We start from the raw sequence: 17205 nt of genomic DNA, 5'->3' as shown, positions 1-17205 counted from the left end.
AACCTGACCGCCCCTAGACTCCACCTCATGTCGCAGACAGACGCCAAGGTCTCCCTGACCGGAATCAAGCCGACAGGCGAGCCACACCTCGGGAACTACATCGGCGCGATCCGACCTGCGCTCGAGCTGACCAAGCAGCACGAGTCGATCTACTTCATCGCGGACTATCACGCCCTGACCAGCATCAGGGATCCCGAGCTCCTGCGTCACTACACCCGCTCGGTCGCCGCCACCTGGCTTGCCGCCGGCCTCGACCCGACCGAAACCCTCATCTACCGCCAGTCCGACGTGCCCGAGATTTTCGAGATGCACTGGGTGATGTCCTGCATCACCGCCAAGGGTCTGATGAACCGAGCCCACGCTTACAAGGCCGCCCGCGACCAGAACGCCGCAGCCGGACGCGACGAGCTCGACGCCGGCATCAACATGGGGCTGTACAACTACCCGGTCCTCATGGCCGTCGACATCCTCATCATGGGCTCCGACATCGTCCCTGTCGGCAAAGACCAGATGCAGCACGTCGAGTACGCAGCCGACATCGCCGGCACGTTCAACCACCTCTACGGCAAGGCGTACACCCTCAAGATCCCCGAAGCCTCCGTCCCGGCCGAGGACTCCGGGCGTACGCTGCCTGGCCTCGACGGCCGCAAGATGAGCAAGTCCTACGGCAACACCATCCCGCTCTTCCTGCCCGAGGCGAAGCTTCGGAAGATGGTCCGCAAGATCCCCACCGACAGCACGCCGGTCGAGGAATCCAAGGACCCCGAGACCTCCCACGTCTTCCAGATCCTCGCCCAGTTCGCCACCCCGGCAGAGACCGAAGACACCCGACAGCGACTAACTGCCGGCGGGTATGGGTGGGGACAGCTCAAGAACGACCTCGCCGACATCCTCGAACGCGAACTCGGCCCGATGAGAGAGCGCTACGACACCCTCATGGAGCCCGGCAGCGACCTCGACCGCATCCTGCACAACGGAGCCGAGGCAGCCAGGAAGCGTGCCCGACCCGTCCTCGACGGCGTACGCGCTGCGATCGGCATCTGAGGCAGATGGACCGCTCGATGTCAGCCACGACGGTGATCTTCGACCTGTTCGGGACGCTCGTTGCCGCACCATCGCGCTCGGATCGAGCCGCCGCCGTGCGAGCACTCAGCGCCGCAGCAGAAAGCGGCACCGCAGCTGTCGATGAATATCTCCACGAATCGTGGACGACCAGACACGACGGGTCGCTCCCGGACGTCGACTCACTCGTCGACCACCTGATGAAGCACGTCGGCTCGTCTGCGTCACCGAGCCGGGTTGCCGCGGCGTGGCGAAGCCTGGCTACCCCCAGACTCGTGCCGGACCGGTCGGTCTCGACGCTGCTCGCCGATCTCCGTGGGAACGGGATCCGCATCGGGCTCGTCAGCGATGCGAGCGCCGAGATTGCCGAGGCATGGCCGGCCGTTCGGCTCGCGCAAGACGTCGACCACGCCGTCTTCTCCTGTACTTCAGGTGCGGTAAAGCCGTCCTCGGCGCTCTACCGAGAAGCCCTCGAGCATCTGGCAGCCTGTCCGGCCGAGGCTCTCTACGTCGGTGATGGCGGTGGCGACGAACTCAGAGGAGCACGGGAGCTGGGCATGACTCCCGTTCGTGTCGCTCGCCGAGGCGGCGCCGGTACCTTGGCATTTGGCGTTGGGCCCACGTGGGGCGGCCTGGCCCTGTCGTCGGTCGAAGAGATCGGTGCTGAACGCCTTGTGCGGCTGGGTGTGTAGCCGGCTATATGGAAGCCCGATCTGGCCGACCTATCTAGCGGTTCGTCGCCGATCTGGCGTCGAGGTCCCCGCTCCGGAGGCGTACCGAACCGGTGACCCCAAGTGCCCGCCGGAACGGCGCTGATGAGCGTCTGCGAGCCTCCGGATGGATCTGGGCGACTTCGACGCGCGGCTACCTCAGTCACGGGAGCAGCACTAGGTCGCTTCTGGCGCCAATGCGATGTCGGGTTCTTGACTGCTACGTCTGAGTGAAGGTTCCGATCAGACGCCGGAACCGTAAGGTCGATCTCCGGGCACCGGATTACGAAAGAGGAGATCTGACCTCCGACAGCAAGAGACTCGTCCCGGAGGGGTTGCGGAGACCACCCCTACGAGCTGACTCGGGGCCTGACGGCGACTTTTGACCGTCACAAGCCACCGTTCCTCGAGGTCGGCCACGCGGACGAGGACTCAGTATCGTCCTGCAGCGCAGCCAGGATCGATGTCCCGGCGATGACGAGGTCCGGGCAATGTCGGCCGCGGTAGGTGTCGCGGCCTGCTGGACTGCGTCGATAAGGGCTGCTCGAAGTTCATGGCTCAAGTCGTGGATCATGCCGGGCCGACATTGTGTCGCCAGGCTCGGAGGTTCTGCAGAGAAATGAGCCGATCGTGCTGAACGTGGCGTGCAGATCGACTCGAAAATGTAAAGTATCTGATACAAGAACACCGCGACTCGACGAGCGAAGAGGCTTCATGACAACCACTCCCCAGGCCCATGCCCAACGCGCGGCGACGACCGCGAACGTCGTCTGGGACACTGCAGACAAGTTCCTGCGCAACGTCGTCGAGGAGACCGAGTACGGAGACTACATCCTGCCATTCACGGTGCTGCGTCGCCTCGAGTGCCTGCTCGCCGACACGAAGACAGAGCTGATCAGCGTCGTCAAGATGCTCGTCGACAACGACACCCCAACGCGATTCATCGACGCCGAGGTCAAGCGTCGTTTCGGGCTGAGTTTCTACAACACCTCGCCGCTGAGCATGGCGACGATCGCCTCGACGGACGACAACGTCGCGAAGTCGGTCCTCGCCTACGTCGGGGAGTTCTCGAGCAACATCGCCGACATCTGGACGTCGTTCGAGTTCCCGCGCCTGGTGCAGAAGCTCGACGACGCGAACCGCCTGCACCAGGTCATCCGCCACTTCGCGGGGCTTGACCTCTCGGCGAAGTCGATGCCGAACACCGTGATGGGCGACCTCTTTGAGGACGTCATGTACCGGGCTTTCGACAAGAAGGGGAAGGCCGCGGGTGGGTTCTACACCCCGCGCGACGCCATCCACCTCATGGTCGACCTGCTCTTCGCCTCCGACGAGGAGTCTTTGGCCGGGCGCAGCACGACGCGCTCGATCTACGACCCGACGGCAGGGTCGGGCGGAATGCTACTCGTGGCGAAGGACCACCTCGCAGCGCTCAACGAGGACATCGAGGTCAACCTCTTCGGCCAGGAGATGATGCCCAACTCCTACGCGCTCGGTAAGGCGGACCTCCTCATCCAGGGCGGCCTGCCCGACGCGATCCGCAAGGGCGACACGCTTATCAGGGACGAGTACGAGGATCGGCAGTTCGACTACGTGCTGTCCAATCCGCCGTTCGGCACCGACTGGGAGGTCGAATACGACTCGGTCGTCAGGCAGTCGAAGGTGGACGGTACCCGCTTCTCCCACGGCCTGCCGGGCAAGAGTGACGGGCAGATGCTGTTCCTCGCGCACTGCGCCTCGAAGCTCGCTCCCGCAGGCAAGGCAGGACACGGTGGCCGCGCTGCCGTGGTCTCGAACGCCTCGCCGCTGTTCAATAGCGACAAGGGTCCGACATCGATCCGTCAGTGGCTGTTCGACGAGGATCTCATCGACGCGGTTGTGCAACTGCCGAACGACATGTTCTACGGCACCGGCATCGCGACCTACGTATGGATCCTCGATACGAACAAGGAGCCCGCGCGCCGGGGCAAGGTCCAGCTCATCGACGCCTCTGGTCAGTGGGACTCGATGCGCAAGCCGATGGGCTTCAAGCGTCGCCAGATGACCGAGAAGAAGCGCATTGTCGTGCACGAGGCTTACAAGGCTTTCGAGGAGGCAGACCCGGCAATCTCGCGGGTGATGGTCAAGGAGGACTTCATGTTCCGCGACGTACCCGTGTACAAGCAGGCCCGGCTCGCGACGAGGTTCTCCGGCGAGGCGATCGAGCAGGCCAGCGAGCACAGGAGCTGGTCCAACGAGTATGTCGAGATCCTGCGGGGTCTTGACGGCTTCGTCTGGAACAAGCTGCCGGAAGCGTTCAAGCAGCGCTGCAAGAACGCCGGTCTCAAGGCTCCACTGGGTCTTGTAGACGCCGTGTGCGCTGCGATGGGTGTTCAGGACGAAGACGCGCCTCTCGCCATCGACCGTAAAGGAAACCCTGTGCTGCTAGACGGGTGGAAGCTTACTGAGCGGGTGCCGATGAGTGAAGACCTCGACGAGCACATGGCTCGTGAGGTGCTGCCATTCGCCGCGGGCGCGACCTGGGATGAGGCCAAGGCCAAGGAAGGCAACGAGATCCCCTTCACCCGGATCTTCTACGTCCCCGAGGAGCCACGCGCGCTCGGGGACATCGACGCCGATGTTGCGCGCCTCATGGGCGAGCTCCGTGTCATGTTCGAGGCGGTGCACAAGGATGCGTGAGACCGCGCCGCTATGGCGGTACGTCGACATCCGCACGTCGAACGTCGACAAGAAGTCGAAGCGCGGCGAGCAGCCTGTTCGCCTCGTGAACTACACGGACGTGTACTACCACCAGTGGATCACACCTAACCTCGATCTGATGGTCGCGTCAGCCTCCGCCGAGCAAATCGCTCGGCTTGGCGTGAGGGCCGGGGACGTCATCATCACTAAGGACTCGGAGTCGCCCGATGACATCGGAGTTCCGGCGCTTGTCACCGGTTCGGCCCCAGACATGGTGTGTGCTTACCACCTTTCTCTGCTGCGTCCGGATTCGTCTGTGGCTGAGCCACGCTTCATCTACTGGCTCCTCGAATCGGATTACGCAAAGTGCTACTGGCTCAACAACTCATTCGGGGTCACGCGGTATTCGCTTCTTGGCGGCGCGATTTCGCGCCTTCCAGTGCCGACTTACAACCTCGACGAGCAGAATCGCATCGCCGACTACCTCGACCGCGAGACTGGCGAGATCGACGCGATGATCGCGAAACTCGACGAGCTGGCCGTGACGCTGCGTTTCCGGGTGGGTGAGGTCGCGACGCGTGCGGTGTTCGGCTTGGACAACGGGCAACTGCACCGAACGATCGACGCGAGCTCCCCGCTGGTTGGTATCCCTGACCACTGGGATCACACAAAGTTCGGCTACGACTTCGTCGAGAGCACAGAACGAAACGGCGACGACCCGCCAGGCCCCCTGCTGTCAATCTCGGAGTATCGCGGGGTCGAGCTCAACACCCGAACGGACGGTCAGCAAGCGTCGGCAGACGTGTCGAAGTACCGGGTTGTGCGGCCTGGGCAACTGGCGGCCAACATGATGTGGCTCAACCACGGAGGGCTCGGTGTGTCGTCAATGACGGGCTATATCAGCCCGGACTACAAGGCCTTCTGGATCTCCGATCGGTTCGCCCCTCAATACGTTCACTACCTCTTCCGGAGTTCGAGGTACGTCGACTACTTTTCAGCGATCAGCACGGGGGTCCGCCCGAACGCGAAGCGGGTGACGAAGACCGTGCTGGACGCTACGCCGGTTCCGCTGCCCGACATGGACGAGCAGAAGCGCATCGCCTATCACCTCGACGAAGTCACCGGGCGCCTGGACCAGATGCTCGCCAAAGTCGCCGACCTGAAGCACCTTCTCCTTGAGCGCCGGTCGGCGCTCATCACCGATGTCGTCACCGGACGAAAGGACATCGCATGAGCGCTGACCAGCAATTGATGGAGCTCGAGTTCGAGAAGAACCTCTGTGAGGCGCTCGGCGAGCGCGGCTGGATCTACGAGAGCGCCGGCAACCCGGGCGCTGCCGGCTGGGACGTCGCGCGCGCCATGGTGCCCGGTGACGTGCTCGACTGGCTCGCCACGCAGTACCCCGACGAGTACGAGAAGGCGGTGCCCTCGGACCTCGTGAACGGCGCGCTCGAGCTCGCGCAGTCGAAGCTCCTCGAGCACGTCATCAAGGAACTCGGCAAGATCACGAAGATGGACCCGATCAGCGGGCACCCCATGGGCGGTCTACTCGGCGTGCTCCGTAAGGGCTTCAGCTATGCCCAGGTCGGCCGGCCGACGGCAAAGTTCGGGCCCCTCGTCGTGTTCCCGCCGGCGAACCCTCAACTCACGAGCGTCGTCGACCAGTCTGCAGCTGTGAAACTCCGTGTCCTGCGTCAGGTGCGCTTCGACACGAAGACGACTGAGACGATCGACGTCGTGCTCCTGGCCAACGGCCTGCCGATCGTCACCCTCGAACTCAAGACCGACAACACGCAGACGGTCAACGATGCCATCAAGCAGTACAAGGTTGACCGGGTGCCCGGCGCGACAAGGGCGCTGCTCGCTCCGGGCCGTGCACTCGTGCACTTCGCGGTGTCGAACGACCGGGTCTTCATGACGACGAAGCTCGCCGGTGCGGACACCGTGTTTCTGCCGTTCAACCAGGGCGACGATGGTCACGAGGGCAACCCGCCCTCGGAGACAGGCTCGGCATCGGACTACCTGTGGCGCGAGATCCTCGCCCGGCCGATGTTCATGCGCATCGTCAAGGACTTCGCGCTCTTCGAGCCGGGACGGGCGAAGAAGAAGGATGGCCGGCTCGTCTTCCCCCGGTTCCACCAGCTGCGCGCCGTCGAGCGCGTGGTGGCCGACATCGAGGCTCACGGACCGGGCGGCCGATACCTCGTGTGGCACTCGGCGGGCTCGGGCAAGACGAAGACGATCGCGTGGCTATCGCATCGGCTCATCAGGCACATGGGTGCCGACGCTTCCTCGACCTTCGACTCGGTCATCGTCGTCACCGACCGGACCGTGCTCGACGAGAACGTGCGCGACGACATGAACCTCGTGCAGTCGTCCACCGGTCTCGTGGTGAACATCGGCAGCGCCTCAGGTGCGAAGTCCGCGCAGGTGAAGACGGCGCTCTTGGACGGCGGCCACATCATCACATGCACCCTGCAGACATTCCCGCACGTCATGAAGCTCATCGAGGACACCGCACAGCTGCAGGGCCGGCACTGGGCGATCGTGGCCGACGAGGCGCACTCCTCGCAGACGGGGACCTCGGCCCGAGCCCTCAAGGCGCTCCTCGTCGACGTCGAGCTCGACGACGACGAAGAGATCAGCGCTGACGACCTGCTCGCGGCCACGGACTCGGCCATCGCACAGAGCGCAAACATCACGTTCATCGCGCTCACGGCGACGCCGAAGGCGAAGACGCTGCGTCTGTTCGGCACGAAGGTCGACGGTGAGGACCGGTGGGAGGCGTTCGACAACTACACGATGGCCCAGGCGATCGAGGAGGGGTTCATCCTCGATGTCCTCACGAACTACTCGACGTACGACATGTTCCTGAGGGTCAAGAGCGCGCTCGACGACGAGGAGAACGAGACGGAGGTGGAGACGCGCCGTGCCGTGAAGGACATCCTGAGGTTCGCACAGCTGCATCCGACCGCGATCGCGCAGAAGGTCCAAGTCGTCGTCGAGCACTTCCGGCGCAACGTCGCAGGGCAACTCGACGGGCAGGCCCGCGCGATGGTCGTGACCTCGGGGCGCAAGGATGCCGTCTTGTGGTCGGAGAAAATGAACGCCTACATCGCCGCTTGCGGCTACGACCGGGAGTTCCAGGCCCTCGTCGCCTTCTCTGGGGCGATCGAAAACGACGCCGGCATCGATGTCACCGAGGTCTCGATGAACGGCGTGAGTGACGTGGCGACCGCCTTCCGCGAGGAGGACGCTTACAAGGTCCTCATCGTCGCGAACAAGTTTCAGACCGGCTTCGACGAGCCGCGCCTGATGGCGATGTACGTCGACAAGGTGCTCACCGACATCGCCACGGTGCAGACCCTTTCGCGGCTCAACCGGATCTACCCCGGCAAGTCGGCTCCGATGGTCGTTGACTTCGTCAACAGCCCGGAGAGTATCCAGCGCGACTTCGAGCGGTACTACACGGATGCCCATGTCGAGGGCGAAGTGGACGCGAACGCGCTCATCGAGCTCGCTGAGCGCCTGGACGCCTCGGGGCTGTACACCGAGGCGCAGTTGCACGCCGTGGCCGAGGCGTACATCGAGAAGCAGGGCGGCGAGGCGATCCAGCAGGCCCTCGGCCCGATCAAGCACGCCTGGGGCACTGAGCTGCAGAAGGCGAAGCTCACGCAGGACAAGGACCGGTACGAGGAGCTCAAGCAGTTCCGTGCCGACGTGATCAGCTACCGCAATGCTTGGCAGTTTCTCTCGCAGATCGTCGACTACCAGGACGAGGACCTGCGCCTGCGCGCGGTCCTCGCGACCTTGCTCGCCCGCAACCTCCATCTCACTCCCGAGACGTACGACGACTCATACTTGGAGGGCGTGCAACTCGGTGGCGTGAAGCTCGTGCCAGGCAAGGTCGGCGAGAACTACGCCCTGTCGTCGGGCGAGGAGAGCCAGACCCTCGACTTGCCGACCTTCGGCACGCAGCCCCACAGTGACGCTGCGAAGCCGAAGGGGCCGCTCGAGGAAGCCATCGAGAAGGTCAACGACCTGTTCAGCGGGCAGGGCATCGACGCGAACCCGGTGAGCGTCGCAGGTTTCATTACCGCGTACTGGGGGTACCTCGACGCCAACGAGGAAGCCGTGGCGATGGCCAAGAGCAACACGGTCGAGCAGCTCGACAGCTCGACGAAGTTCTCGGACGCTGCCGAGTACGCGGCGTTCCAGGCATTCCAAGACTCTGGTGAGATCAAGAAGGCGCTGGCTGACCCGGACGTGATGGACAGGCTCATCGCGATCAGTGCCGAGATGATGCACGCCGAGCACCACGGCAAGGCCGACGACGTTGACCCAGTCTGAAGAGCCGATGAGCGCGGTGGCTAAGCGGATCCGTGAGGCCCGCGATGCCCACGGCTGGTCGCAGGAAGAGCTGGCAGAGCACGCCGGCGTCTCGCGGCCGAGCATCGCTCGGATCGAGCGCGGCGACGATGTCAACACCGCGACGCTCGTGAAGGTTGCCTACGTACTCGGGCTGACACTGGAGGTGCAGGTAATTAATGAATCCGACTCGTCGCAGTCAGGGGTGTAGTGGCCGTGATCGAGTCTTCGCAGCCTGACTGCTAGCCACACCAACCGCCCTCGGTGTGACAACCAACGGGTTCGAGGATCCCGGACAGACGCTCACGTCGGGCAGGTCTGTGGTGCTGGGACTGCGGTTGGGAGGGCTTCGCCGTATCCGTGTGCTGAGGCGTCGCTGGTGTAGGTCAGCCCCGTCTCGGTCTTCTCGAGCGACCTCAGCATGCCGACACCACACCCTGCTGCGCCGTAGCAGCGAACCGCAGCTGAAGTCGAGGTTCTTGCACGCGGGCGGTGCCGGCCATGGTTCGATGTGGTGTGCGAGTTTTACAGGGCGTGCATGGATGACACAGCAGGGGTCTCATGTGGTGCCAGACGGTTCCTTGCCCGTGTCGGCGATGAAGGAGGAGCTCAGCAAGGCTTACATCGGCATGGTTGCTGGCGCCGCTGGTCTCACGCTGGGAAGTTGGAGCCAGGACTACGACTGCATGGACGTCACGCTGTCCTCAACCGTCGACTACTCGCCTCAGCGGTGTGCGCCGAAGATCGATGTCCAGTTGAAGTGCACCGGCCAGGCGTCGGTGGTGCGGGACGGTCACATCGCATGGTCGTTGGACGTGCGCACAGTCGAGAAGATGACGAAGCTCAACCGGTCGAACCCCATGCTGTTGTGCGTGCTGGTGACCGCGGCTGACTACTGGGACTGGCTTCACCACGACCATGCAGGTTTGTTGGCCAAGAGCCATATGTATTGGCTGTGGGGGCATCAGATGCCTGCTGCGATGATGGGACAGGAAACGCAGACCATTCATCTGCCCGATGGCAATCGGGTCACTCCGGAGTCGATCCTTATGTTGATGGAGGAGGCAAGCGCATGGCAGCCGCAGATTCTATGAGCGAGCGGCTGGCCGAGTACGCCGAGGTCCTGACCGACTCGAACGTCGCTCAGTTCCTTGCCACCGAGAGTTGGACGATCCAACAGGATCTCGGGTGGGAGCAGGTGTGGGCCAATGCCGAGGTCCAGCACCGTGGCTCGCCCATGTATCTCCACATTCCACGCAACAACAGGCTTGAGGACTACCAGCTCAGGTTGGCTCAGGCCGTCGAGGCGATCGGTCAGGCCTATGGCTGGACCCTGCCGACCATTGCAGAGCGGGTCTCGGCGATCCGTGCGGACCTGTTCTTCGTACGAGTCGATCAGAGTTCCAAAGACGGCACGATTCCGCTACGTCAAGCCAGCGAGCTCCTTGAAAGCATCGACTCGATGGTGCGATCGGCAGCGTTGACGGCCCACAATCCCAGAGGGACAGGAAAAGGACGGCTGCCCGAGTACGTAAGAGACTTCCTTGCCGAGGACGTACGGATGGGCCACACCAAGCGCGGCAGTTTCATTATCACGGTGGCGGCACGACTCGACACCGACGAACTACCAGGCTTCCCGGCCTCGCCTCACGATGACACGGCGGGGACCGTCGCCGAGCGAATCTTCGCCGCGCCGCCCGTCGAAGAGCCACCAGTCGAAGAGCCGATGGCCAACTACACCCGACGGGTGATGACCACCCTCTCAAGAAGCTTGGAAGTCACGCAGCGATACGTCGTCGCCGGCGGATCCTCCGATGAGCTTGAGGAGGCCGTCGCGCAGGGAATGCGCCTACCTCTGATCAAGGCACTGCGCACCGCCGGGGGAGGGGAGGGTGTTCGGGGGCTGGATCTGTCCTTCGAGTGGTCTGCGCTCGAGCCGATGTGGGCCGATGTGCCTAGCGAGATCCGCATCGACCGTGAAGTCCTCACCTCCCTCGAGCCGGTGGAACGACAGTTGGCCAAGCGTGATGAGGAACCAAGGCAGGAGACGATCGTGGGCGCTGTTGTGGAGCTCAAGCGGGCAGCCGACGCGGACAGCAACACTGGTGAGTACGAGGGCGAGGTCGTAATCCAGGGCGAGATCGACGGCAGACAGCGACGAGTCACGGTTCCGCTGCATGGCGATGACTACGACTGGGCCATCCAGGCGCACCGCCGCCGCATCCCGTTCACCGTCAGTGGTCGTCTTGAAAAGGTCGGCAGGAGTTGGCGGCTCGGCGGACGCGTTCAAGCCGACACTTCGTTCCTTGAGTACGTGACCAAGCGTCCTCAGGATTAGCCCACAGGGCTCAGTCGGGTCCAGGCGGAAACCGGCCGCACAGTGAGTGACAATGACGGCTACGTACTGCCGCGACGCCCCAGCCGGTCTTCAGCCCAGGAGACGACCGCGTCTGCGGTCTCCTCCAGTGTGGCTGAAGACGTGTCGAAGACCGTTGAGATATGCACGCGCAGCCAGTCAGCGAACTCCTGCTGCTGTTCAATGTCACGGGCACGCCACGCGGGTCTTGCCGCGATCCGGTCGCGTCTGTCGGTGGCGGAGCAGTCGAGCGCGGCGAAATGAACACTATCGACCCACCTTCGTCCGGGCAGATCCTCGAGGTAGTCCGGGACAAACGGGCCTAGCAGGAGCATGGGTAGGCCATTTTGAGCGACGCCGTGCGCGACGTGCAGCCAGGTGTCTCGATAGGCGTGCCAATCGATGTTCACTGGACCGCCCATCGGATCGATGAGCCAGTCGACATCGAATACGGCGCACCAGCGGTGGAGCCGTTCCAGCAACAGTGGGAACAACGCTGACTTGCCGGCTCCGGATGCACCCGTGAGGACCAGCAGCGGGAGCCGGGTCGCTGCAAGGTCAACCGCAGCACATCGCCCGCAACCGGCGGTCCCGTTATCGGAGGGCAGCATTGCGCGCGGTTCGTCGCAGGACTGGCAATAGTGAATGCCAGGCACCGTAGTCGGTCCGGCCGCAGTGTCATCGCATCCATGGCTCCTGGGATGGCATCTGCCAGACTCCATGGGCAAACGGTCATCGGCTAGTTCGGACCCAGGTGGCCACCGCAGGTCTCAGGTGCTTCCAGCCTCCGTATCTGTGGCGTGCCCGAGGCGCAGATCGAGGTCGCGGTGGTCGTGCTTGATGAACTGCTTCGGCCATCGCTACGTACCTTCACATGCCTTGCTGAGCGGGGCTGACCCTGCCAAACATGGCATGGCCAGTAGCGCGGACGCTATGGCATCTGGCAAGTGCACCCGTACTGCCAGCCGCACCAGACCCGCTGCGAAGCTCGAAACTGGCATCAAGAACGGCACAAGACGACAAGATGGACGCATGCAGGACGAGCCAGTTTCGTACAGCGTGTTCGAGGCGGCGGTGCGCGTGGCCGGCGCCGCGCTGCACTACAAGCGATCACTAGAACAGATTCTGCGCAACAGTGGGGTCAGCGAGAACGGCTACGCCCGCCATCGTGACAAGAATAAGTACGTCATCATGCGCTCGATCTGGGATGACCTGGATCGTGCTGGCCCACGTGGACGGAAAGTGCAGCATCGAATCATCACTGCGTTGGCCAACGTCGACCGGCCTGAGCCCGATGCGCCAGACCAGACAGCAGGTCGCGATGCCATCGCCGACCTACGTCGTCTAGCCACCGAAGCCAAGTTGCTCGTATCCCCGGCGGAGGAGGCACGCAAGCAGCGGCGCGAGGCGGCAGCCGCGAAGGTGCAGGTGACGACGAGCCGTCGTGAGCGCCTATCTGTGCTAAACCGTACCTTCGCGGACTGGCACACCGATACGGACCGACAACGCCGTGGATACGGGTTCGAGCGGCTCCTAAACGACCTGTTCGACCTGGCCGAACTCGAACACCATTGCTCGTACAAGACTGCTGTCGACCAAGTCGATGGTTCGGTAACCTTCGAGGCATTTACCTACCTCGTTGAAGCACGATGGAGACAAGACGTTGCCACAGCCAGTGATCTAGAGACGTTTTCCAGCAAGGTATCGCGCCGTCTCGACGCTACACGTGGCATATTCATCTCAATGGCAGGGTTTCGCGATGAAGCCGTGCAGTTGTACCGCCTAGCCAAGGACAACCGCTTGATTCTCATCGACGGCCAGGATTTGGCCTGGATCCTTGATGATCGCATCGACCTGATCGACGCGCTCAAGGCTAAAGTGCAGGCCGCCCAGGTCCGGGGCGAGCCGTACCTGCGCCTGGCGGAGATCAGCTGACTTGGCGGTCAGCTCTGCAGGACTTTGTGCACACCTACTCGGCAAGCAGCCGACGAACAACCTCCATGTCGCGCTCCTGATTCGGCACGATGTGCTTGCGTCGCACCGTGAACTGGTCTTTGTGGATCACCATGAGACGCAGGCCGTTGGCCGGGATCAGCTGCGCCTTGCGCTCGTCGTAGAGCCGGCGCTGCTCGCCCCGATGGATGCCGGACACCGTGAGCACGTCCGGCTTGTCGAACAGCTTCACGGCCTGAGAGTGCTGCTCCTCTTGAAACTCCATGACCAACCCAAGGGACTCCCAGTACGCATCGACCGGGAGCCGCACATGTCGTCCGGTCTTGGGTGACAGGTCGCCGAGCAGCCATGCGAATCGATGCTCGCGGGAGGCTGGAACGCCCAGGACTGCATCGCACAGGTCCGTCACGTAATGCTGGTCTTGTCGCGGCATGGCTTGCTCCTTGAACACGCTATCGAGGTGCTCGCGCATGGTGGTGAGCACGATCAGCCTGTCCGGGTCGTGTCGCGAGTCTGACCATCACATCTCGGTGATGCACAAAGTCGGCAAGACATCCCCCAGATTGGGCGAACCTCCAACTCCGGCGACAGTAGAGCCCGGGTGTGCGGGAGCTCGTCTCGACAAGGGTCGCAACCTTGCCGCCATGCGCTCGGAGCGGTCTAATCGCGAAACCCGTATAACCCACGTGGTCGGGCATCGTTCGCAACGGGCATGCGCTTGGCGGAACCGGACGGATACCAAGCGTCGCCGGCGCGACGTTCAGCGGGCAACCTGGTGCTGGTCAAGCCAGGTGAGGTTGGCGTCCCCCCGCAGGTGTTGGCCCAAACCGACATTGAACTATCCGCTGAGCCAATAGACTCTCACGATGATCGTTGCGATCGTTGGACTAGTTGGTGTCGTCGTCGGGGCTATCGTCACCGGGGGTGTGAACTATGCGATTGCACGTCGCGAGGAAAGGTTCGCACAGCGTGCCGCGGTACGTCTACTTTGCACTGATCTGCACAAGGTCGTCGCGGTCACCGAGAGTGTTGCCAATGATGGGAACTGGGGTCCTGAGAAGGGGCCGCTACCAACCAGTGCTTACGAGGCACATGCCGGAACTTTGGCGCGCATGCTTCCGTCACGTGAATGGAAGGAAGTCGAGGGCTCGGTGCTCGGCGTACTGTACCTGGATGGGATCAGACAGGAGTTGATCGAGGGGGACCGCTCTGCAACAGCTAGCGAACTCCAAAGCGTCCATCGGATTCGTGGGTTTATCGAGGTCACCCTAAGGACTCTGGATCGCGAGGCCTGGGCCATCAAGCCGCGACCAGGGAGCGAAACGGAGAAGCACGGCAGAGGCCACTGAGTTGCACGCGACTCCAGTGTTGCCCAGTTGTCAGTGGAGTGGCCTTTGCCACAGCGACGGTCACGATAGAGAGCGTCGTTCCCGCTCAGCCGGAAGCCCATCGAGGGCTGAGTGGCGTCGCCGTTTCCGGTTCCCAAATAGGCCGAGTTCAACGTACGATCTGTGGCGCGTGACCCATAGACGAAGGGAAGTCACATCGTGGCTCGGAAAGTGCAAATCATTCTCGAGGACGACCTCGACGGCGGCGAGGCCACTCAGACCGTGACGTTCGGTCTGGCTGGAACAAACTACGAGATCGATCTCAGCGAAAAGAACGCCGACAAGCTCGCCAAGGCACTGGACCCGTTTGTTGCTGCGGCTCGGAAGGTTGGCAAGACTTCAGGCCGTACCAAGAAGGCCGCTGTTGGAAGCGGAACCCCTGCAGAGATGCGCGCCTGGGCCAAGGACAACGGCTACGAAGTTCCTGAACGCGGTCGGATCCCTGCCGACGTCCGCAAGGCATTCGACGCAGCCAACTGACCCACGGACCCCTCCTGTGGGTCAGTTGGCGCGGACGTACCAGAACTGGCTGGGCTTCCCGCTCGGTGCGGTGGTCGTCACGAGGTGGCCGCGACCGTTCATGTCGTGAATCGCGTCGTAGACGCTGATGTAAACTACGTTCGGGATGCGCCTCCAGACCTCGTGAAGCCGCAGACCCTTTTCGCCGGCAGTCCAGCCGCCGCTCTCGATCAGTTGCTCAATCTCCGCCACGCACTCTGCGACTGAGAGGTGACGCATGTTTGGGTAGTGCGACGGGCTTCGGAGCGTCTCGTCACCTTCCGGCTCGTCGATCAGCAGCCAGTCGCGCTGGAGCTGGTTACTGACTCGGTTCCAAGCATTGCGCACGGCTCCGCTGTCAGGCCCGAAGCGCTCTTCAAGCAGACGAAGCCAACCAACCCAATTCGCAAGAACTCCCTCGTCGTACTTCTGCAGTACAAAGTCGCGCATGGCCGGGTCGATACCGCTCGGGCCACTTCGGGTCGTAACCGAGTGCGCCTGTGCACGGGCAATCTTTCCGTGCTGCCCGCAGTAGCAGGGATCGGCATCGCAGAGGTGGCAATAATCGCTCATCGTCGCCATTCAAGCATCAGCGTGCGATTTGTTCACGCTTCTGAGGCGCACCGCTACCGTCTGCCGAGTCACGCCGTATCTATCGCCCAGAGCGCGGAGAGTCCAGCCCTGCTCGCGGAGCGACGCCATCTCGCTCAACGCGCCAGGGTCGAGGTGCTCCTGCCGCCGCACCTCGACCCCAGCCTCTTAAGCCGGGCGAGCACCGTGTTCTCCGCGATGCCGTACTTGCGGGACAGCAGAACGCAACCATTCCGCTCGCGTAGCCAGCGGTCATCGCGTCGAGATCAGCCGCCAGAATTTGCCGCACACGCGTCGTTCCGACCAGCTTGGGGCCAAATCGGAACCGCGCCGACCCGTTCGTCGTTGGACAGCGGCACAGTTGTACGCAGGAGACGGCGGCCAACAGCACCAACAAGCCGCGGATCTCCCCGACGCCTGCACCACGCTCGGTATCCGCTGGATGAGTCTGCCGGACTTCGTCGACGCGCAGGGGTGGAAGATCCAACTTGGCTGGTGATCGGTCCATGTCGTAAGTGGTGCACGCTCGCCAGGTCAAGGTCGGCAAATTGTCGGTGCTGCCCTCTACTCTCAGGTCCGAGGGGATTACGACGGAGGGACAGACCATGTCAGATCTGCTCCAAGAGGTGCTCAAGCACCGCTACGTCTACGTGCCGCACCGACAAGTCAAGGACAGCCTGGCGCTGGGCAAGAGGCTCGGTCTGGCCGTTGCGCGATCACAAAGGGTGCCACTGACCGTGCTGTCGCCGCGTAAGAGCGATGTGACCCAGCACGCCGAGCTCAACAAGCTGACCATCGTGACCGAGCGCAGTGGATACATTGCAGACGGTGGTGTGGTCCTTGTTTGGTGCCCGAGGTTCAAGACCATGGAGAAGCTCCATCATTTGGAGAGCAGTACCATCGTATTGGTCGAGTGGGTCCCGGGTGAGATGGAGCCCTGGGCGAAGGTCACCGGCGCGTACAACGTAGCGACTGGTGTGGTCATGGATGCCGGGCTGAGCGCCGAGGCGGAGAAGGCGCTGGAAGGAATCGTTTACGAGGGATACAAGGGCTGGACGGATGACATCTCCGCTCGGGGCGTTTTTCGCCACCTCAAAGACCTCCTGGCAGCCGGCGCCTACGACCGTGCTCTAGTGCTGGCGTACGCGCGCCTGACCATGTGGGAGCGCGCCATCGAGCGGCTCGAGAAGATCCTCGACAAGTTCGAGGCCGCGAGCCACGAGCCGCGGCCTGTTCGAGGTACGGGCGAGTGATGAGCAGAATGCGCGTCGAGCACACTCTTTACGGGCGCCTAGTCGAACCGGGGGCCACATGGACCGAATCGCTGCCGCAGCTGCAGTTTCAGGCCGTCATCGTATGCGATGCCATCAGCCCAGACCGCTGGCATGCGGAGGTTCGTTTCGGACGCCACGTGTTGATCTCCACACCGCAAGTCAATAGTCACGAACGGGCTTCTCGGCAGGCTCTCGACGCCTTCGAGGCGAGGGTCGTCGAGCTTTTTCGCGAGGACTGACGCCGAGCAGTTTGGCGTGCGTGGCGTGGTTTGCGCTGTGGCAGACGACGCGGGAAGTCCCTGGCTCCTCGAGACCCCGTTGTATGT

The 17205-nt window shown here is 63.1% G+C and carries 16 protein-coding genes; 13 read left to right on the top strand and 3 right to left on the bottom strand.

Going from position 1 to position 17205, the window contains the following annotated elements:
- The first annotated feature begins 27 nt into the window (after positions 1–27).
- The 8 genes from ACWZJV_RS05330 to ACWZJV_RS05295 all read left to right on the top strand — a co-directional run bounded on the left by ACWZJV_RS05330 (position 28) and on the right by ACWZJV_RS05295 (position 11157).
- A complete protein-coding gene (locus tag ACWZJV_RS05330) occupies positions 28–1044 on the top strand; it encodes a tryptophan--tRNA ligase (protein ID WP_457180489.1) in 1017 nt (338 codons plus the stop codon).
- 17 nt (positions 1045–1061) lie between these two features.
- On the top strand, positions 1062–1754 hold the full coding sequence (locus ACWZJV_RS05325; RefSeq protein WP_457180488.1) for an HAD family hydrolase: 693 nt from the start codon (positions 1062–1064) through the stop codon (positions 1752–1754).
- A gap of 732 nt (positions 1755–2486) precedes the next feature.
- Complete coding sequence (locus tag ACWZJV_RS05320) at positions 2487–4451, top strand: type I restriction-modification system subunit M (protein ID WP_457180487.1); 1965 nt, start codon at positions 2487–2489, stop codon at positions 4449–4451.
- Positions 4444–5685, top strand: a complete 1242-nt coding sequence (locus tag ACWZJV_RS05315) for a hypothetical protein (RefSeq protein ID WP_457180486.1) — start codon at positions 4444–4446, stop codon at positions 5683–5685. Before ACWZJV_RS05320 ends, ACWZJV_RS05315 begins: the two co-directional genes overlap by 8 nt.
- Positions 5682–8801, top strand: a complete 3120-nt coding sequence (locus tag ACWZJV_RS05310) for a type I restriction endonuclease subunit R (protein WP_457180485.1) — start codon at positions 5682–5684, stop codon at positions 8799–8801. Before ACWZJV_RS05315 ends, ACWZJV_RS05310 begins: the two co-directional genes overlap by 4 nt.
- Positions 8788–9030: a helix-turn-helix domain-containing protein gene (locus ACWZJV_RS05305; RefSeq protein ID WP_457180484.1), complete on the top strand. Its 243-nt coding sequence runs from the start codon at positions 8788–8790 to the stop codon at positions 9028–9030. The genes ACWZJV_RS05310 and ACWZJV_RS05305 overlap by 14 nt, the downstream gene beginning before the upstream one ends.
- 385 nt (positions 9031–9415) lie before the next feature.
- A complete protein-coding gene (locus ACWZJV_RS05300; RefSeq protein ID WP_457181933.1) occupies positions 9416–9913 on the top strand; it encodes a DUF4365 domain-containing protein in 498 nt (165 codons plus the stop codon).
- A complete protein-coding gene (locus ACWZJV_RS05295) occupies positions 9892–11157 on the top strand; it encodes a hypothetical protein (protein WP_457180483.1) in 1266 nt (421 codons plus the stop codon). The genes ACWZJV_RS05300 and ACWZJV_RS05295 overlap by 22 nt, the downstream gene beginning before the upstream one ends.
- Positions 11158–11216: 59 nt before the next feature.
- On the opposite strand, the gene ACWZJV_RS05290 is transcribed toward ACWZJV_RS05295, so the two are convergent.
- A complete protein-coding gene (locus tag ACWZJV_RS05290; protein ID WP_457180482.1) occupies positions 11217–11657 on the bottom strand; it encodes a hypothetical protein in 441 nt (146 codons plus the stop codon).
- A gap of 451 nt (positions 11658–12108) precedes the next feature.
- On the opposite strand from ACWZJV_RS05290, the gene ACWZJV_RS05285 reads away from it, so the two are divergent.
- The gene (locus tag ACWZJV_RS05285) at positions 12109–13110 is read left to right on the top strand and encodes a restriction endonuclease (protein WP_457180481.1); all 1002 of its coding nucleotides are present in this window, start codon (positions 12109–12111) and stop codon (positions 13108–13110) included.
- A 34-nt stretch (positions 13111–13144) separates the two neighbouring features.
- Here the strand turns inward: ACWZJV_RS05285 and ACWZJV_RS05280 are convergent, their stop codons facing one another.
- Positions 13145–13612, bottom strand: coding sequence for a hypothetical protein (locus ACWZJV_RS05280; protein WP_457180480.1), 468 nt, complete (start codon positions 13610–13612; stop codon positions 13145–13147).
- A gap of 382 nt (positions 13613–13994) precedes the next feature.
- Between ACWZJV_RS05280 and ACWZJV_RS05275 the strand changes: the two genes are divergently transcribed.
- Together ACWZJV_RS05275 and ACWZJV_RS05270 are read left to right on the top strand one after the other, a co-directional pair.
- On the top strand, positions 13995–14477 hold the full coding sequence (locus ACWZJV_RS05275) for a hypothetical protein (protein ID WP_457180479.1): 483 nt from the start codon (positions 13995–13997) through the stop codon (positions 14475–14477).
- Between the two features lie 210 nt (positions 14478–14687).
- Entirely contained in the window at positions 14688–14996 is a 309-nt protein-coding gene (locus ACWZJV_RS05270) for a histone-like nucleoid-structuring protein Lsr2 (protein WP_457180478.1), read from the top strand.
- A gap of 21 nt (positions 14997–15017) precedes the next feature.
- Here the strand turns inward: ACWZJV_RS05270 and ACWZJV_RS05265 are convergent, their stop codons facing one another.
- Positions 15018–15596, bottom strand: a complete 579-nt coding sequence (locus ACWZJV_RS05265) for a hypothetical protein (protein WP_457180477.1) — start codon at positions 15594–15596, stop codon at positions 15018–15020.
- Positions 15597–16210: 614 nt separating this feature from the next.
- Between ACWZJV_RS05265 and ACWZJV_RS05260 the strand changes: the two genes are divergently transcribed.
- Both ACWZJV_RS05260 and ACWZJV_RS05255 read left to right on the top strand, forming a co-directional pair.
- A complete protein-coding gene (locus tag ACWZJV_RS05260) occupies positions 16211–16858 on the top strand; it encodes a hypothetical protein (protein WP_457180476.1) in 648 nt (215 codons plus the stop codon).
- Positions 16858–17118, top strand: a complete 261-nt coding sequence (locus tag ACWZJV_RS05255; protein ID WP_457180475.1) for a hypothetical protein — start codon at positions 16858–16860, stop codon at positions 17116–17118. The genes ACWZJV_RS05260 and ACWZJV_RS05255 overlap by 1 nt, the downstream gene beginning before the upstream one ends.
- Positions 17119–17205: the final 87 nt, after the last annotated feature.

The organism is Nocardioides sp. WG-D5 (assembly GCF_054031175.1).
The sequence above is the reverse complement of the archived record's forward strand: the minus strand, read 5'-3'. Positions and strand labels throughout refer to the sequence as shown.

Coding starts and splice junctions, on each gene's coding strand:
- ACWZJV_RS05330 (WP_457180489.1), top strand. CDS start 28: ATGTCGCAGACAGACGCCAAGGTCTCCCTGACCGGAATCAAGCCGACA.
- ACWZJV_RS05325 (WP_457180488.1), top strand. CDS start 1,062: ATGTCAGCCACGACGGTGATCTTCGACCTGTTCGGGACGCTCGTTGCC.
- ACWZJV_RS05320 (WP_457180487.1), top strand. CDS start 2,487: ATGACAACCACTCCCCAGGCCCATGCCCAACGCGCGGCGACGACCGCG.
- ACWZJV_RS05315 (WP_457180486.1), top strand. CDS start 4,444: ATGCGTGAGACCGCGCCGCTATGGCGGTACGTCGACATCCGCACGTCG.
- ACWZJV_RS05310 (WP_457180485.1), top strand. CDS start 5,682: ATGAGCGCTGACCAGCAATTGATGGAGCTCGAGTTCGAGAAGAACCTC.
- ACWZJV_RS05300 (WP_457181933.1), top strand. CDS start 9,416: ATGAAGGAGGAGCTCAGCAAGGCTTACATCGGCATGGTTGCTGGCGCC.
- ACWZJV_RS05295 (WP_457180483.1), top strand. CDS start 9,892: ATGGCAGCCGCAGATTCTATGAGCGAGCGGCTGGCCGAGTACGCCGAG.
- ACWZJV_RS05285 (WP_457180481.1), top strand. CDS start 12,109: ATGGCATCTGGCAAGTGCACCCGTACTGCCAGCCGCACCAGACCCGCT.
- ACWZJV_RS05275 (WP_457180479.1), top strand. CDS start 13,995: ATGATCGTTGCGATCGTTGGACTAGTTGGTGTCGTCGTCGGGGCTATC.
- ACWZJV_RS05265 (WP_457180477.1), bottom strand. CDS start 15,596: ATGGCGACGATGAGCGATTATTGCCACCTCTGCGATGCCGATCCCTGC.
- ACWZJV_RS05260 (WP_457180476.1), top strand. CDS start 16,211: ATGTCAGATCTGCTCCAAGAGGTGCTCAAGCACCGCTACGTCTACGTG.
- ACWZJV_RS05255 (WP_457180475.1), top strand. CDS start 16,858: ATGAGCAGAATGCGCGTCGAGCACACTCTTTACGGGCGCCTAGTCGAA.